This is a genomic window from Shewanella sp. SM55, from assembly GCF_025654025.1.
Lineage (GTDB): Bacteria > Pseudomonadota > Gammaproteobacteria > Enterobacterales > Shewanellaceae > Shewanella > Shewanella oncorhynchi.
On record NZ_JAKKRS010000012.1, the window covers coordinates 26,376 to 42,798 of the forward strand.

Annotated in this window: 16 protein-coding genes; 5 read left to right on the forward strand and 11 right to left on the reverse strand. The window is 45.5% G+C overall.

The window, feature by feature from the left end:
• Positions 1–13 precede the first annotated feature (13 nt).
• A complete protein-coding gene (locus L5L91_RS14995; protein WP_263198641.1) occupies positions 14–769 on the reverse strand; it encodes a 3-deoxy-D-manno-octulosonic acid kinase in 756 nt (251 codons plus the stop codon).
• A 98-nt stretch (positions 770–867) separates the two neighbouring features.
• Here L5L91_RS14995 and L5L91_RS15000 point away from each other — a divergent pair, with 98 nt between their 5' ends.
• From L5L91_RS15000 to L5L91_RS15010, 3 genes are all read left to right on the forward strand, one after another.
• The gene (locus L5L91_RS15000; RefSeq protein ID WP_263237011.1) at positions 868–1,911 is read left to right on the forward strand and encodes a glycosyltransferase family 9 protein; all 1,044 of its coding nucleotides are present in this window, start codon (positions 868–870) and stop codon (positions 1,909–1,911) included.
• A gap of 91 nt (positions 1,912–2,002) precedes the next feature.
• Complete coding sequence (locus L5L91_RS15005; protein WP_263237013.1) at positions 2,003–3,088, forward strand: glycosyltransferase; 1,086 nt, start codon at positions 2,003–2,005, stop codon at positions 3,086–3,088.
• 24 nt (positions 3,089–3,112) lie between these two features.
• Positions 3,113–4,195 carry a CDP-glycerol glycerophosphotransferase family protein gene (locus L5L91_RS15010; protein ID WP_251073431.1) on the forward strand — a complete coding sequence of 361 codons (1,083 nt, stop codon included), beginning with the start codon at positions 3,113–3,115 and terminating at the stop codon, positions 4,193–4,195.
• 48 nt (positions 4,196–4,243) lie between these two features.
• Here the strand turns inward: L5L91_RS15010 and L5L91_RS15015 are convergent, their stop codons facing one another.
• On the reverse strand, positions 4,244–5,416 hold the full coding sequence (locus L5L91_RS15015) for a glycosyltransferase family 4 protein (protein ID WP_173497803.1): 1,173 nt from the start codon (positions 5,414–5,416) through the stop codon (positions 4,244–4,246).
• Between the two features lie 357 nt (positions 5,417–5,773).
• Positions 5,774–6,844 (reverse strand): glycosyltransferase, encoded by a 1,071-nt coding sequence (locus tag L5L91_RS15020; RefSeq protein ID WP_263237015.1) that lies wholly within the window; start codon positions 6,842–6,844, stop codon positions 5,774–5,776.
• 283 nt (positions 6,845–7,127) lie between these two features.
• On the opposite strand from L5L91_RS15020, the gene coaD reads away from it, so the two are divergent.
• A complete protein-coding gene (gene coaD / locus L5L91_RS15025) occupies positions 7,128–7,619 on the forward strand; it encodes a pantetheine-phosphate adenylyltransferase (RefSeq protein ID WP_105250747.1) in 492 nt (163 codons plus the stop codon).
• A gap of 90 nt (positions 7,620–7,709) precedes the next feature.
• The gene (locus L5L91_RS15030) at positions 7,710–9,185 is read left to right on the forward strand and encodes a capsule assembly Wzi family protein (protein ID WP_263237017.1); all 1,476 of its coding nucleotides are present in this window, start codon (positions 7,710–7,712) and stop codon (positions 9,183–9,185) included.
• A gap of 72 nt (positions 9,186–9,257) precedes the next feature.
• Here L5L91_RS15030 and mutM read toward each other — a convergent pair whose 3' ends face one another.
• From mutM to L5L91_RS15070, 8 genes are all read right to left on the reverse strand, one after another.
• Complete coding sequence (gene mutM, locus L5L91_RS15035; protein WP_263167915.1) at positions 9,258–10,073, reverse strand: bifunctional DNA-formamidopyrimidine glycosylase/DNA-(apurinic or apyrimidinic site) lyase; 816 nt, start codon at positions 10,071–10,073, stop codon at positions 9,258–9,260.
• A 35-nt stretch (positions 10,074–10,108) separates the two neighbouring features.
• Entirely contained in the window at positions 10,109–10,564 is a 456-nt protein-coding gene (locus L5L91_RS15040; RefSeq protein WP_219254437.1) for a hypothetical protein, read from the reverse strand.
• 90 nt (positions 10,565–10,654) lie between these two features.
• Positions 10,655–11,638 (reverse strand): GTP 3',8-cyclase MoaA, encoded by a 984-nt coding sequence (gene moaA / locus L5L91_RS15045; RefSeq protein WP_011787489.1) that lies wholly within the window; start codon positions 11,636–11,638, stop codon positions 10,655–10,657.
• Between the two features lie 16 nt (positions 11,639–11,654).
• Positions 11,655–13,466, reverse strand: coding sequence for a bifunctional molybdopterin-guanine dinucleotide biosynthesis adaptor protein MobB/molybdopterin molybdotransferase MoeA (locus L5L91_RS15050; protein WP_263237019.1), 1,812 nt, complete (start codon positions 13,464–13,466; stop codon positions 11,655–11,657).
• 36 nt (positions 13,467–13,502) lie between these two features.
• Complete coding sequence (mobA, locus tag L5L91_RS15055; protein WP_113940167.1) at positions 13,503–14,093, reverse strand: molybdenum cofactor guanylyltransferase MobA; 591 nt, start codon at positions 14,091–14,093, stop codon at positions 13,503–13,505.
• Positions 14,077–14,787, reverse strand: coding sequence for an energy-coupling factor ABC transporter ATP-binding protein (locus L5L91_RS15060; protein WP_263237020.1), 711 nt, complete (start codon positions 14,785–14,787; stop codon positions 14,077–14,079). Before L5L91_RS15060 ends, mobA begins: the two co-directional genes overlap by 17 nt.
• A gap of 3 nt (positions 14,788–14,790) precedes the next feature.
• A complete protein-coding gene (locus L5L91_RS15065) occupies positions 14,791–15,498 on the reverse strand; it encodes an ABC transporter permease (protein ID WP_105250740.1) in 708 nt (235 codons plus the stop codon).
• Positions 15,495–16,319, reverse strand: a complete 825-nt coding sequence (locus tag L5L91_RS15070; RefSeq protein WP_263237021.1) for a substrate-binding domain-containing protein — start codon at positions 16,317–16,319, stop codon at positions 15,495–15,497. Before L5L91_RS15070 ends, L5L91_RS15065 begins: the two co-directional genes overlap by 4 nt.
• Positions 16,320–16,423 lie beyond the last annotated feature (104 nt).

The window sequence follows — 16,423 nt, forward strand, 5'->3', positions numbered from 1 at the left end:
TTCGTTTAGTGGATCAGGCGCTTTGCATCGCCGCTTGATAGCCTTGCATTAGTGATGACCAGTTATCAGCGGTGAAGGCAAGGTTTGGTAGCTTGGCTTGTTCTTTATTAAAGGAACGTAACAGTCTGTCTAGATTTGATTGCTGCCATTGCGGGCTCGGTGTTTTTAACTCGCCGCGGTCGAAATCGATAAGATAAAACCGCTCTGGCGTTAAGGGTTCAGTTTGTGCGGGCTGGAACAAAATATTCTTGGCATTGAGATCGGCGTGGTACACACCGCGCTGGTGGAATTGGGCGATGCAAGCCCCTAATGCCTGCCATTGCTCTGTGCTCATTACCCCTTTGCCGAGTTTAGCGACTAAATCTTCGGCACCTTCGACCCGTTCGATAATGATATCGGCGCGGTAAAATAATCCATCGCGCACTATGTTGGCGGCAATCGGTTTAGGTACAGCAAAATCTTCGCGATACAAAATGTCTAATAAGCGTAACTCTCCCATGGCGCGGGTATTTTCGAGGCCAGTATAAACGTAAGCATCTTTGCTGAATTTCTCCATTAAGCCGCCACGCCAATAATGACGCAATACCCAATGACTGTGCTCAAATGCCACAAACCAAGTGGTGTAGCGGCCTTTGGATGAACCGACGACAGCATTTTTAGCCCGCCAAAAATCCACCGTGAACCACGCGGGATCGATATCTGTTGGCGTATCTTGGCAAACTGCAATGTTACCTTGGGCGGTTTTTATGAGCTGTATCTGAGCATTCATCGGAGATTTGTTGACTTAAGCGTGGCACCTAGGGCCATTCTACATTAAGATCCTTAGCTTGCGCCAAATAACCTTAAGAGCTTTTAGCTTCAATCCCAATGAGTTTAAATCCCAATACCATGAATTCTCTTTGTTTGCTGCGCTTATCCGCTATCGGTGACGTCTGTCATGCCGTGGCTATGGTGCAGGCGATTCAGCGACAATATCCCGAGCTCAAAATCACATGGGTGATCGGTAAACTCGAATATCAATTGTTGAAGCATTTACCCGGCATTGAGTTTGTTATTTTCGATAAATCTCAAGGATGGCGCAGTTATTTTAATTTGCGTAAGGCCTTAAAAGGTCGACGTTTTGACGTGCTGCTGCATATGCAGGTTGCGCTACGTGCAACCTTGGCTTCATTAGCCATTTCGGCAAAGGTGCGCATAGGCTTTGATCGTGCCCGCGCTAAAGAAGGTCAGTGGCTAGTGACAAATCACAGGGTGGAGCCCTTGGCAAATCCCCATGTGCTCGAAGGATTTATGGGATTCGCTAAGGTGATTGGCGTTAACGATCTCACTCCTCAATGGCATATTCCTGTGCCAATTGCGGATACTGAATTTGCCCAGACGCAGATTAAAGACAATGAAAAAGTCTTTATCATTTGCGCTGCAGCCAGTAAGGCTGAACGTAACTGGTTACCAGAGCGCTATGCCGCCGTTGCGAGCCATGCGATTGCGAAAGGGTTTAGAGTCATGCTGTGCGGTGGTCCAACGCAGCTTGAGAAGGATTTAGCAGAGCAAATCTTGCAGACTTGTCCCTCTAAAATCGATAATTTAGTGGGCAAAACCAGTCTGACGCAATTATTGGCGCTGCTAAAACGCGCCAGTTTAGTGTTAGCGCCTGATACGGGCCCTGCACATATGGCGGTGACCCAAGGTACTCCGGTGATCGGTTTATATGCCCATTCCAATCCTGGGCGCACAGGTCCTTACCTATCGCAGCAATATGTGGCGAGCGCCTATGATGAGGCGATAGCATCCCAACATAGCGGCGAAGTTAAGTGGGGCACTCGCGCCAAAGGCGAGCATTTGATGGCTTTGATCAGTGTTGAAGCCGTGATTGAGAAGTTTGAGTTAGTGGTTCAGCAGACACTCAGTTAAGGCTTGTTAGTATCGTGCATTCTTGTTCAGCACTCTTGAAATATCGCTGCATTAGCGGTGGGTATTCAGAATATCGTTTAGGAGATAAATCATGCGGATAGCCATTGCCATTGACAGTTTAGCGGGTGGCGGAGCCGAAAAGGTCATGATTACCTTAGCCAAGCAATTTATTCGCTTAGGGCATGAGCCGCATTTTTTAGTTATGGAAGATAATCGCTATTATGAAATCCCAGATGACTTACCCATTCATCAATGTTTTGCCCCTAAGGATAAAGATTTCGACCATTTTGGGCGATTGAATGCTTCGGTTAACAAACTCTGCGCAAAAATCGCGGAAATTGAATCTCAAGTGGGCAAGTTTGATTTGTTTTTATCAAATTTAGATAAAACCAATTTAATGATGACCAAAACTGGTGTTTCACCGCTTTATGTCATAGTCCATTCTTCTGTAGAAGAAGAGTTGAGCCGCCAATTTAAACTGGGACCGTTTGCTTATTTCAAGAAGCTAAAATCCAAAAAAGCGCTCAATGGCCAGCATTTGATTACTGTCTCAAATGGCATAGCAAAGGAGATTAAAGATAAAGGTCGTTTGCATCCAGCATCTATGCAAACTATCTATAATCCATTTGAATTTAACGAAATCATATCTCAATCACAGCAAGATAATCCGCAAATCCCTCAGGGAGATTATCTTATTCATGTCGGTCGTTTTGCTAAGCAAAAGCGCCATGATGTGTTGTTTGAAGCCCTCAAGCTCACGCAAAATCAACTTCCTGTCGTGCTCTTGTGCCATAACCACAAAAAAGCGATAAAAGCAGCGAAAAAGTTTGGTATTGAAAAGCGATTAATTATTCCCGGTTTTCAAAGTAATCCTTTTCCATGGATTAAGCTGGCTAAGGCATTAGTGCTCAGCTCTGATTTTGAAGGTTTACCGACAGTCTTGATTGAATCTTTAGCTTGTGGGACTCCTGTTGTGAGCACTGATTGCCCACATGGACCTAGTGAAATTTTAACCGGAAATTTAGTCCCTTATCTCGTGCCGCGTCGTGATCCCAAAGCGTTAGCTAAAATGATAGACGAGGTTGTTAGCTTGCCGCCATCCCTCGAGCAGGTTGAGATTTTGGCCAAAGTCGATGCGACCTTAATTGCCGAACAATATTTAGCGTTGGCAAAATAATTTATCCGTTTGTGTTTTAGGAGCATGCTTGTGGAAGAAGCCAAACAAGCCAAAAGACGTTATTTATTTTACATAGCGCAAAACTATTCCTATGCGATGTTAAGGCCACTTCAACAAGTCATTTTGGAAAGAGGTGATGAGGTTAGCTGGTTCTTAGAGGGAAATGAGGTCGATCCTAAGTTTTTAAAAACCGATGAACTGCGCTTGCAGAGCATCGATGCTGTGAAAGCGTGGAAACCAGATGCGGTATTCGTCCCTGGGAACGTTGTCCCTCGTTTTATTCCTGGAGTTAAAGTGGGCGTATTTCATGGATTTAATGCGGGGAAAATGAATCATAAGGGCCGAGAAGATCACTTCGAAATCAGAGATTGTTTTGATTTGTATTGTACCCAAGGCCCTGCGACGACTCTGCCCTTTCTGAAACTAGAGAAAAAGTTTGGTACTTTTACTGTCGTTGAAACGGGATGGCCTGCGCTCGACCCCCTATTTCTTGAGAATAAAGATAATCCCTATATCAAAGCTGATGACCCAAGGCCAGTAGTACTCTTTTGCTCAACATTTTCCCCAAGTTTGACCTGCGCACCAGTGGTATTTGAGCAGATTAAAGCCCTGTCGCAAAAGAGCCAATGGCGCTGGCTCGTGCAATTTCATCCAAAGATGAACCCTAAAATTGTTGAGCAGTACAAGGCTTTAGAAAACGAGAATTTACAGTTTGTTGAAACTGATAATGTGATCCCTTTGCTGCAGGCGGGGGATGTGATGTTGTGTGACACTTCATCGATTCTGTTGATGTTTTTAATGCAGCGAAAACCAGTGGTGACCTTTAAAAATCAGTCACCGAAAGATCATTTAATCGATATCAGTCGGGTTGAGGATATTGAATCTGCATTAACGCGAGCACTGAGTCGTCCTGATGATTTGATGGCGCACATCCATGATTATTGCAATCAAATTCACCCTACGGGCGATGGTCAATCTAGCCAGCGAGTTTTAGCCGCAACAGATGCTTTGATTGATAAAGGCACAGACTGGCTAAAACCTAAACCATTGAACTTGTTGCGCCATTTTAAGATGCGGCGCAAGCTAGGTTATTGGAAGTTGTTTTAGCTAGTTGTCGTTACTTATGGGCCGATATTGAAATATCGGCCCATTTTGTTAGCCTTGCAGTTTCGTTTCTTCAACCAGTTTAAAGATGATTTCTTGCATATTTTTCTGGAAATCTTCAATACTGTGGTTTGCTTTGATGTAGTCAACTGCCTTAACCGCGAGTTCTTGTCTTAGTTGTTCGTTTTCCATCAGATGGCGTATACCATCGACAAATAAATCGACTTTATCAAAACCATCTCCGAGCACTGTACCTGTAAATACGCCAAATTGACTCGTCAGCTCGTCGGGGTCACGGCAACTGACGAGAAGGGTGCCATAAGATAACGCTTCTAAGAAAGAAATTGGTAGAGCTTCGTGAATTGAAGTGTTGACTAAAATTTTAGCATCTTTGATTAGCTGGTTTTTTCGATCGCCTTCTACATGCCCTACAAAATGTAGGTTGGGAATATTTAGGTAGTCATTCATGATGGACTGATTTTTCTTTGACTGCCTAAATGACTGACCTAGCATGAAAAATTCATATTCAGGCATCAGTTTAGCTATCTCGCAAAATAACCAACCACGTTTGACTGACTCAATTCGTCCCAGAAAGATAATGTGATTTTTCTTCGGGTGTGCTTCTACATCGAAATTATGATCGATCTCGATAGGATTGGGTAAATATTTGATTTCTGTTTTATCATCGAGATTGTAGAGATCTCTGGCTTTACGATCTAAAAAGCGTGCCTGAGAAATAAATGAGACTTTCCCTGCCGCCCAAAGGTCATGAACAAACTGATAAATATTACTGTCCCAATAACTTTTCTCAGGGAAAAGTTTTACGGTATTAATTTCATCCCATTCATAATCAGGTCTTGGATCTTGAACCCAAAATAGGAGTTTTTTATCAATATTGGGGATGGTTTTTAGAATGCGATATGAGTGGGTTGTCATTTCTATTGACAGAAATATATCGTAATTCTTCTTTTTCAGAAACCTAATATTAAGGAAATCCATAAACTTAGCAGCTAAGCGATAAACTTTAATACCATCGATCATATAACGACGAGGTATTAATCTTTGTTTGCTGCAGTCTTTCTTAATGAGCACTTCTACTTCAATATTTTCGTTGGGTAAGTGTTTGGCGATTAAGTGGCGTGCTAGAAAACCGTATCCACCATACACTGTGCCTGTACCACCAAAGTACTCATCAACTAATAAAGCCACTTTAAGCTTACTCATTACTACCCCAAAAAATCATTTATTGCTAATTCTACTTAGGCAGAATTATTTGATGGGAAGTATTTTGATATTTTTCAAATAGACTATCAATGAATTTATTTATTCATAAATACAGAATGGTTAACCTTATAATAAACTGTTTTATCGATGTTCAATAATAGTAATTATACAGGCTAAATGTATTGTATTTCTGTGTGTTATCACTCTATTGTTTGATGCATTTGTTAATGCATTGTGTTTTCGGGGGCTAATTCAAATGGGCCGTCATACTGTATCAGAGTGTAACAGGTGTTGGAGGTTAAGTAGAAACTCTACTTATATTCAATAGAGTTTCTACTTTTTACCGTATAAAGATATTTATTCGGCTAAGTTCAAATATTGCTTTGCAATATTTTGACTATCTACGGCTTTAAGAATAGCAAGGTCTTCAAGCGATGGAGGCGATGCCAGACATTCCAGAGCCTTTTGTGCCAACAATGCAGGTTGGCGAACGGGAACCAAATATTTAGCTAAATGTCCGGTAAGGATTTCATTCGGGCCGTGAGGGCAGTCAGTGCTTACGACGGGGGTGCCACAGGCCAATGACTCAATGACTACCGTTGGCAAGCCTTCAAAATCTGAGCTCAGTAGCATTAATTCTGCGTTGGCAATCCAAGCATAGGGATTATGTTGAAAACCGGGTGTGATAATTCGGTGCTCAACACCGTATTTTTTGGCTAATTTACGCGCTTTATTTGGTCGATTACAGAGAAGCACGAGTTTAGGTGCTGTCGGCATATCCCTCAATGCTTTGAAGAGAATGTCATGGCGCTTTTGACGAGTGACTCTACCCACATGGATCATATAAGGCTCATTGGGAATTTCGGCGATAACTTCTTGAGTCTTAATTTTTATTTCTTCTAAGCGAAAAGGGTTGTAGATGGTTTGCACGCTCTGGGGTTTTAACCAAGAAGTGGCTCTGAGTTCGTCGGCAATACCATTTGAGACTGTGATGATTTTTTTGCCGATCAGAGCCTTGGCTTTTTTCCATCTGCGCCAGAAGTGTACTGGACCGCGTTTTAACTCCATCAATAACTCTTGTTTTAACGCACAATGACAGAAGTAGTAGCAAGGATCGAAATGACAGCCGGAAACAACAACATCGCAGTCAGTTGAATTACTTAGAAAGAGTGAAAACTTGCCCGTTTTTTCGGCGGCGCTCACTTTAGCTTTGAGTTGTTGTATCTGCTCCTGTCGCGAAGGTTTTTGACCCGCTTCAAACAGATAATGAATGGTCACATTTTGCGGAGGTATAAAATCGCCTTCCTTGTGAAACACAAACAAATGCACATCTTGTCCTGCTTCCTGTAACACTTCTGCCTGCGACAAGGCGACTTTCACTGTGCCGTTGGAGAAAAAGTTATGGCAAAAAATCGCGATTTTCTTCATATATGCTCTTCTGCGTGTCTTCAAACGTCGTTTTTTAAACCTAACACTGCTCAGTGTATATCGTTAAACAGGGGAGCAACATTGTATGTGGTCGGTTTTAATTTCGTGCAACATTATACCTGTTCGTGCCTTTACATGGGCTTAATCAATAGCGTTCTTGCTTATTTTTAAGTTTTTTATCGGTATTTAAAGCCGTTTTTGCTGCGATTATTCACTCGCTTGGCTAAAACGAGTAGACTGGCGAGCAATGATTTTTGGCATCCATGTGAGTTGAGTCAGCAAAGTGCACACAAGAGCAATTTACCCTGGGACATTTGATCCTATCACCAATGGTCATGCCGACTTGATTGAGCGTGCGGCTAAACTGTTTAAACATGTGGTGATTGGCATTGCGGCTAACCCTTCCAAGCAGCCTAGATTTACCCTTGAAGAGCGAGTTGAATTGGTCAATCGGGTGACTGCTCATTTGGATAATGTCGAGGTGGTGGGGTTTTCTGGGTTGCTAGTGGATTTTGCCAAGGAGCAAAAGGCAAGTGTACTTGTGCGTGGGTTACGCGCGGTATCCGACTTTGAATATGAATTCCAATTAGCAAATATGAATCGCAGATTGAGCCCTGATCTGGAAAGCGTGTTTTTAACGCCTGCCGAGGAAAACTCATTTATCTCTTCAACCTTAGTAAAGGAAGTCGCTTTGCATGGTGGCGATGTGAGCCAGTTTGTTCACCCTGAAGTAACTGCTGCATTGGCGGCAAAGCTTAAGTTGGTTAAACCTTAGATTTTACCTGCGAACTAGATAGTTTTTACGTAGGAGTTTTGTGTTAACTTTGGGGCATTGTTGCCTTGTGATGATACTTAAAAGGATGTTATGAAGGCTTTTTTTTCCCCCACGATCCTTGCTACTAGCATTGCCTCTGGCCTGTTTTTTTCTTCAATGCTTGCTGCTGCACCTTGGGTCGATGCCTCTGATATTTATCTTAGAGCTGATATTCAAGCACTTGCTGATGCGGGTGTGATCACTGTGCCTGTGAATACTTATCCATTGATGTGGTCAGGCATTGGTGGTGATTTAGCGAAAATTGAGCCTGAGCTGCTTTCTCCCTCTTTAGTACAAGCCTTTGCACGGGTTAATTTTTATTATCAAAATGCTGTCGATAATCGTGGTAATGCACGGATAAAAGTATCGGCAGCATCTGATCCTGCTCGCTTTCAACATTATGGTTCTGACTATCGCGAGAAAGGTGAAGTGCTAGGCTCCTACGAGTATTTAGGATCGCGTGTTGCTTATAAGGCGACTGTGGCAGAAACCTATGATCCGCAAGATAATAAAAACTTCCGCCTTGATGAGTCTTATTTTGCCATCATTTTTGGCAATTGGATCGCAACCTTAGGCGCGGTTGAGCAGTGGTGGGGACCGGGGTTTGACTCGGCTCTACATCGTTCTAATAACGCCCGCCCTATGTCATCGTTAACCTTGAGCCGTAACAATGCCGCGGCTTTTGAAACACCTTGGTTATCTTGGATTGGCCCTTGGACCTTTAAAACCGGATTTAGCTTAACTGAAGTGGATCGTGCTGTGCCTAAGACGGCTGAGTGGGATATGCGCTTAAGTGCAAGACCGATTAAACAGTTAGAAGTGGGATTGTCTTGGTCGACCTTATTTTGTGGTGAGGGCCAAGATTGTAACTTTGACTCTTGGTGGGATTCGGTTGCGAGTAATGCTGTTTGTATCGATGGTACAAATGATTGTGCGCCGAATGAGCGCCGCGATGCAGGCCATAGAACTCAAAGTATTGATATGCGTTATGCCGATACTTTGCAGGATATCCCCGTTGGATTATATCTCGAACATAGTTGTGAAAATGGTAGTGACTGCGGCTCACTTTGGGGTATTGATACCCATTTTGGCACATCGGGTAAGCAGTTTAAGTTGTTCATGGAATATTCGGACACCTATGTAAAATGCGATGGTGATAGTGCCAATTGTTTCTATGAGGATCCTGTCTATCTGAGTGGTGCTCGCTACTATGGTCGTGCTTTGGGTTCTACCTATGATAGCGATGCACAAGTGTTCGTGGTTGGATTAGTTGGCCAGTTTAATAACAGCCGTGGTTTTACCTCGTTGCTGCGTTATGCGAAGCTGAATAAAGATGGCTCCAATGTGGCGAACATTTGGGCACCACAACCGCCAAAAGAAGATTTATTGATGCTGGAGCTTTCTTACCGTATGCCTGTGTGGAAAGGCATGTGGAGCTTAGGTGGAACAGTATCGAGATCGGAATTTGAAGTTCAAGAAAATGATACCAATGCCACGCTATTTAGCAGTTTTGAGTATCGTTTTTGACAGATATAATTGATTAAATAACGAAAAATGCCAAGCACTTGCTTGGCATTTTGGCTTATAAATAACGCAATGTTAGCGTGTTTGGCAAATGCCACAAAATACTGTGGTGCGCTGGCCTAAACGGATTTCACTCAGCAAGTTACCGCAGCTTGTGCAGGTTTCACCGCCGCGACCATAGACATGCAGTTTTTGGGCGAAGTAGCCCGGCTTGCCATCGGCATTGGTGAAGTCTTTCAGCGTGGTGCCACCCTGTTTAATGGCGTGGGCTAAGATTTGCTTCACTTCTGCAACTAAAACGGTCAAACGCTCGATATCGATTTTACCTGCTTCGGCCTCTGGGTGAATGCCCGCCGCAAACAAGGCTTCATTAGCGTAAATATTGCCTACACCCACTACGATATGATTATCCATCAGGCAGAGTTTGATCGCTTTTTTCTTGCCCGCTAAAGCTGCCGCTAATTGTGCGACATTAAAGGCATGGGTCAGTGGCTCAGGCCCTAATTTGGCGAGTAATGGATGGGCTTCTTCTGGGAGTTCACACCATAGCCAAGCACCGAAACGTCTGGGATCGTTAAAGCGTAAAATACGGCCGTTGGCGAGCACTAAGTCGATATGGTCATGCTTTTCCACTGGGGTATCGTGGGGCAAAATCCGTAAACTTCCCGACATGCCTAAATGCACTATGCTGGTGCCCGCGTCAGTGTCGATTAATAGATACTTAGCACGGCGTCGCACTTGGCGTATAACTTGGCCGATAATCTGTTTGGCTATGTCAGGCACTGGCCAGCGCAACGAGCCATTGCGGATCACAAGATCAACCACGGTTTGCTCGACAAGGTAGGGGGCAATACCCTGACGGGTGACTTCAACTTCTGGTAATTCCGGCATGGATTCTTTCTTATCTTAAGTAAAATTGGGTGGCATTAAGCTGCGGGTTTCGCATCGAGGATCGGTTGCAGTTTAGATCTTAAACTCGGTGGTACTAAATACCAATTACCTGCGGGAGACTTTAAGGCGCCTTCATTGGGAAAATAGATCCACAGTTGGGCATCGCGGATATCTGCAATCTGTATAACTAATTCTTGCGGATTATCTGTGGTTTCTGGCGCGGCGGTTAAGGGGGATACCCGTATGGTTTGCCACGCCTTTGCCCATTCATCACAGTTGAGGATTTTAGTGTCGCACTCCCATTGTGATGCTTGCTTGTGCAGCCATAACCCGTCGAGTTGCAGCTGTGAAAGCGGTGCATTATCGTCAAACAGTCGCTGAGCATCACTCGGAACATTATTGGTTTTGTTATCCATAAAAGTCAGCACGGCGACCATAAAGGCGCAGGCGACTATGATGATGTTATTCCATTGCTTACGAGTTAATGCCATAGAAATGTGTAACGCTAAGTATGGGGTGATGCTTCGAGTTTATCACGGCCAAATTGAGATGCTAGCCCTTAAGCGATGGAGTGGTGATGCTTAACCGCCAGTGGCGTTCATAAAGCGTAGGATTTGTACCTCATTATTGCCAAAGTCGTGTTGCTTAGGCTTGAGATTAATTCCCGCGAGAATAGCGACTTTTAATCTTTCAATATCAGCCGGAAATTCCCGGACTATGCTTTTGAGATCAACGGCATGTTCATTGCCTAAACACAGCAATAATTGGCCTTCGACTGTGACGCGCACGCGATTACATTCGTGGCAGAAGTTGTGGCTGTGGGGCGAGATAAAGCCGATATGGATTGGGCTGTCAGCCATAGTGTAATAACGTGCTGGGCCGCCGGTACGTTTGTTGGAAAGCTGTAGCGGATAGTGACTATTGATGATGGCTTTTACTTCATCGCTGCTGCAATGACGGGCGCGTTTCCGCTCATCCATTTCGCCAAGCGGCATTTCTTCGATAAAGGCAATGTCTAAGTTGCGGCCACGGCAGAAATCAACTAAATCAATAACTTCATTATCGTTCTGCTGTTTTAAAATCACCGCATTAATCTTGATACGTTCAAATCCCGCCGCAATAGCCGCATCGATACCGTCGATGACTCTGTCTAATTTGCCGTTACGCGTTAGCTGAGTAAACAGTGTGGGGTTTAAGGTATCTAGGCTGATATTGAGGCGCTTTAATCCTGCATCAAACATGGGTTTAGCGAATTTTGTCAGCCTTGAACCATTGGTGGTCATGGATAAATCCGTAAGCCCAGGTAGTTTGCCAAGCAGACCCACTAGCTGATCGCAATCGGTGCGAACTAAGGGCTCACCGCCGGTCAGGCGAATTTTAGTCACACCAAGCTCGGTAAAGGCTTGGGCAATCCAAGCTAATTCTTCGAGGTGGAGTACGTGATCCTTTGGCAGAAAACAGGGATCTTCCGTCATGCAATAAACACAGCGAAAGTCGCAGCGGTCGGTGACCGAGAGCCGTAAATATTCGACCTTACGGCCAAAGGAATCCACAATTAGACTCATAAAAACTCACTGGATCCTAAAGCAGATCCGCAAAGGGTTGAATAAATACAGTTTCACCTGCATTCACGGCTTCTGCATCATCCCCTATGATGATGAGGCAATTCCCTTTGACCATTGAACTTAACATCCCAGAACCTTGGTTGCCCGTGCTACTCACGTGCAGACGTCCATCTTTACCAAGCTGATAAATCCCGCGAATAAATTCGGTGCGGCCTTGACGGCTTCGTAGAGTTTCATCACTTATTGCAGGGAATAGCTGCGCTTGCCAATTCACTTCACCTGCTAATTTTCGTAAAGCGGGCTGCACAAATTGCAGGAAAGACACCATGACTGCGACTGGGTTGCCCGGTAGCCCGAAGAATAAGCTGTCATTCACTTTACCAAAGGCGAGTGGCCGACCCGGACGCATGCTAATCCGCCAGAAATCAATTTTGCCGAGGCGTGCAAGCACGGTTTTAATGTAGTCCGCATCGCCGACAGACACGCCACCCGAGCTAATGACGACATCAGCAAGGTTGGCGGCTTTAGCGAGAGTTGCTTCAAGGGCGGCTTCAGAATCTTCGATAATGCCTAAATCGATAACGTCACAACCGAGACGTTTTGCCATCGCTTTGATGGTAAAGCGGTTTGAGTCATAAATGCAGTTAGCTTTGAGTACTTCGCCGGGCTGGCTCACTTCATCGCCGGTGGAGAATACTGCAACAGTTGGTCGGCGATATACACTCAGGTGATTGAGCCCGAGTGAGGCCAGTAAACCTTGTTCTGCGGCGCTTAGGCGAGTGGCTTTTGCAAGTGCGACTTGGCCTTGAGCAATATCTTCTCCAGCGAGGCGAACGTGTTGGCCAGAAAGAATGCGGCCTTCAAAGCTAACAATGCCATCGACTTCCTTGGCAAGCTCTCGGGGCTGCACTGTATCGGCACCCGCAGGCACAGTTGCGCCCGTCATGATACGCACGGTTTCGCCGACTTTAAGCGTGCCCGAATATTGATGACCGGCAAGAACCTCTCCCACCAATTTTAAGGTGGTAGGCATGGGGTCTTGATAGACAAAGGCGTAGCCATCCATCGCCGAATTGGTTTGTTGTGGCACGTTGACGGGAGAAATGCTGTCGCTGGCCAGTATGCGGTTATCTAAGGCGTCTAACTCGATGTCTTCAATCTCTGCCACGGGTGAAACATGGGATAAAATTTGCGCTAAACCTTGGCTGACGCTGAGGTTTTTATTGTCGCCTATGGCGCAGGAATCCACGGCCGAAATGGGGTATTGGAGTGGCGCTTCCCAGTTTTGGGCGTACTCCATCACAAAATCGGCAATCTGGCTGACATTGTTGAGATCGAGACGGCGCAGCTCATTCGGGAGTGCGTCGTTTGGCAACTGAGTATCATCGCAACAGGCGATGGCGAGGATATTCTCATCTTGGGTGTAGATAAAAGGTTTGCCGTGGGCGGCGCGGTGCAATTCAATTTTAGGTAATGCGAGCTTTTTAAAGCCTTCGACGAGGACGATATCGACTTTGTCGGCTTCGATTTGCTTGAGTAAATGGACTAACTCAGGATCGCCATCGCGCGCGTCTTCTGTCATCAGCGCCCAGCGTACATGGGAGGCGACCAGCATTTGTCGCGCGCCAGCCTTGCGCATTTCGTAACTGTCTTTGCCGGGAATATCTACGTCGAAATTATGGTGGGCATGTTTGATTACGGCTAAGCGCAGGCCACGTTGATTTAATTCGGGGATCAATTGCTTGAGTAAGGTGGTTTTCCCCGTGCCACTGTAGGCACAAAATCCGAGAACGGGAATAGCGAGCGGATTGACGAAGGGGTTACTCATTTGCACCTCTAATTTGGGTTATTGGAGCCTTTTTAGCTATTGGGTGATTTCTATCGCTAGTCGTTGTTTTTGTTCTGGCGTATTCACATTCACAAAAGCATTGGGCTGGTCGGCGAATGACGCTACGACGAAGTGATGTTTGATATACCAAAAGTCCACTTTACGCTCACCCGCCTCAAGAAACGCTTTCATCGAGTCACGTAAGCTAGGTTTTAAGAGTAAAACAACGGGTTGTTCATACTCACCGTCACTGGCGACAGCAATCTCGGCTTTTTCTGCCTCAATTGCTGCCAACATACGCGGAACAAGGTCGAGTGGCAGGAGTGGACAGTCGCAGGGTACTACCAATAAGTAGTCTGCATCTGTTTGGCCCATAGCGGTGATCATACCCGCTAAAGGTCCGAGGAAACCACTATGCTCGTCACTTATCACCTTAAAACCGAACTCAGCATAACGTGTTTGGTTACGATTTGCGTTGATCAGGATCTCCTTAACCTGAGGTTTTATTCTATCTATTGTGTGCTTAATCATGGCTTCGCCGTTTAATTCGACAAGACCTTTATCGTCGCCACCCATGCGACGGGCCATACCACCGGCGAGAATAACGGCATCAATTTGCGATGACATACAAAGGCTCCTGTGCTGGCAAAGATTCAGGCTGTTGATAAGAGGTCATCACGCGCTCACTTTCTATGTGCCACTGTTGTTCGCAGATGGCTGTTAACGCGCAATTCTGATGGCTACTCAGTAACATTCCTGTGCCTTCGTGTTTGAGTTGTTGGATCATTTTTAATACTAGCTCTTGGGAATCCTTGTCCATATTGGAGGTGGGTTCATCGAGCATTAATAGTTTAGGTTGTAGGATCCAAGCGCGCGCAATCGCGAGGCGCTGTCTTTCGCCGCCAGAGAGATTACTGGCCCTTGCCTGCAGCAGCGACCCTAGCTGCGCCATCTCAATCGCTTGAGTAATCCGCTGTTTCGCCTTGGCTTTTGTTTCTGAGCTGAAATTCAGCCCATAGGTGAGATTATATTCCACTGTGCCGTCGAACAAATAAGGATGTTGGTGCAGATAAACGGCCTTACCTAACAATGGATTGCGTCGCCACCAAGCATTTTGGGCAAAACCGACAGCCTCAATATGGCCTTTGGTTGGTGGCATTAAGCCCGCCAGAATTTTCATCAAGGTTGATTTGCCTGTGCCATTGTCGCCTTGCAGATAAATCACATCTCCTTGGCAGAACGATAATACGTCGGCTTTGAATAACAGGCGCGCGCCAAAGGACATTTCTACGTCACGGGCGATCAGTTTGACCTTAGTCATTGCTTAATGGCTCCTAGGCATGGCTTTGCCGCGTAAACTACCTAAGGCAAAGTTGAGGATCAAGGCCAAGATTAGCAGCACTAGCCCGAGGGCGATAGCTTGGGCGAAGTCACCTTTGCTGGTTTCAAGTGCGATTGCGGTAGGAATATTACGGGTCACGTTTAAAATATTGCCGCCGACCATCATAGAGCAGCCGACTTCGGTCAGAATGCGACTAAAGGCCGCGACAATCGCCAGCAGTAAGGGCATGCGCAGTTCTCGGCATACTGTCCACACTGCACGGCACCAAGAGGCACCTAAGGTGCGTGAGGTTTCCCAAGCTCTGCGATCAACGCTAGTGAATGCGGCTTGGCTCATTGCAATTAGCACGGGGGCACAGATGAACATTTGCCCAAGAATCATGCCTTCTTGGGTAAATAACCATTTTAGATCGCCCAGAGGACCGTTGCGTGTTAGCAGTAAATACACGAGTAGACCGATAACCACTGTCGGGATTGATTGCAGAGTTTGAACTAAGTTAGTGACTATCCATTTGCCGCGAAATGGCGCAAACGCCAACACAAAGCCGAGCACCATGGAAGGAACCAGCGTGATCAGCAGTGCCGCGAAAGAAACCGAAAACGAGATCGAAATGATGGACCAAACGTCAGGGTCTAAAGAAAACAGCAGGCTTAACGCCTGCTGTAATAGTGCTAGCCAGCCGTCGTTCATTCGCTATAAGTTGCCTTGAACAATTGCTCGCCTTCAACTTTGAAGCTGTTGATCATGCTTTGACCTTCTTTGCTGATCAACCAGTCGCTGAATGCTTTAGCGCCTTTGTGGTTCAGATCTGGGTATTTAGCAGGGTTGATGAGAATGACTTGGTATGGGTTGGCTAAGGTTTTGCCACCATCGAAATCAACAGCAAGATCGAGCTTAGTTTTATAAGCCACGAAAGTACCACGGTCAGACAGAGTGTAACCTTGCATTTCGTTTGCCATCAGCAGGGTTTTACCCATGCCTTGACCGACTGAAGTATAACCTTTGAAGTTAGGAGTAACATTTGCCGCTTTCCATACTTCTAACTCTTTGATGTGAGTGCCTGAGTTGTCACCACGAGAGATAAAAGGTACGCCTGATTTTGCCATTTTAACGAAGGCTTCTTCGGCCGTTTTGCTGTCACGGATTTTGGCTGGGTCGTTTTTAGGGCCAAGTACTACGAAATCATTTTCCATAATGCCGCGGGGCTCAACACCAAAACCATCGGCGACGAATTTAGCTTCGGCGCTAGGCGCGTGAGTCATGACTAAATCCACGTCACCTTGCTCACCTAGTTTCAGGGCTTTACCTGTACCAGTGGCGATGACTTGAACCTTGTAGCCTGATGCACTTTCGAACTTAGGTAACAGTTCTTTCAATAGGCCTGAGTTTTCTGTGCTGGTGGTGGTGGCTAACTTGATAATTTCAGTCGAGTGAGCGGGTAAAACAGTGAACATACTGGCTGCAACAACCAGTCCCAGTAATGACTTCATATGAGATTTCATGTTTAGCATGGGTACTCCTTGGCGGAAAATAGGATTCCAACTCAAATGCCTACTGAGTGGAAGGTCTCGTAAATTGTAATACGTTCGGTTGAAAGCAAGTTAGATGCCAAGCT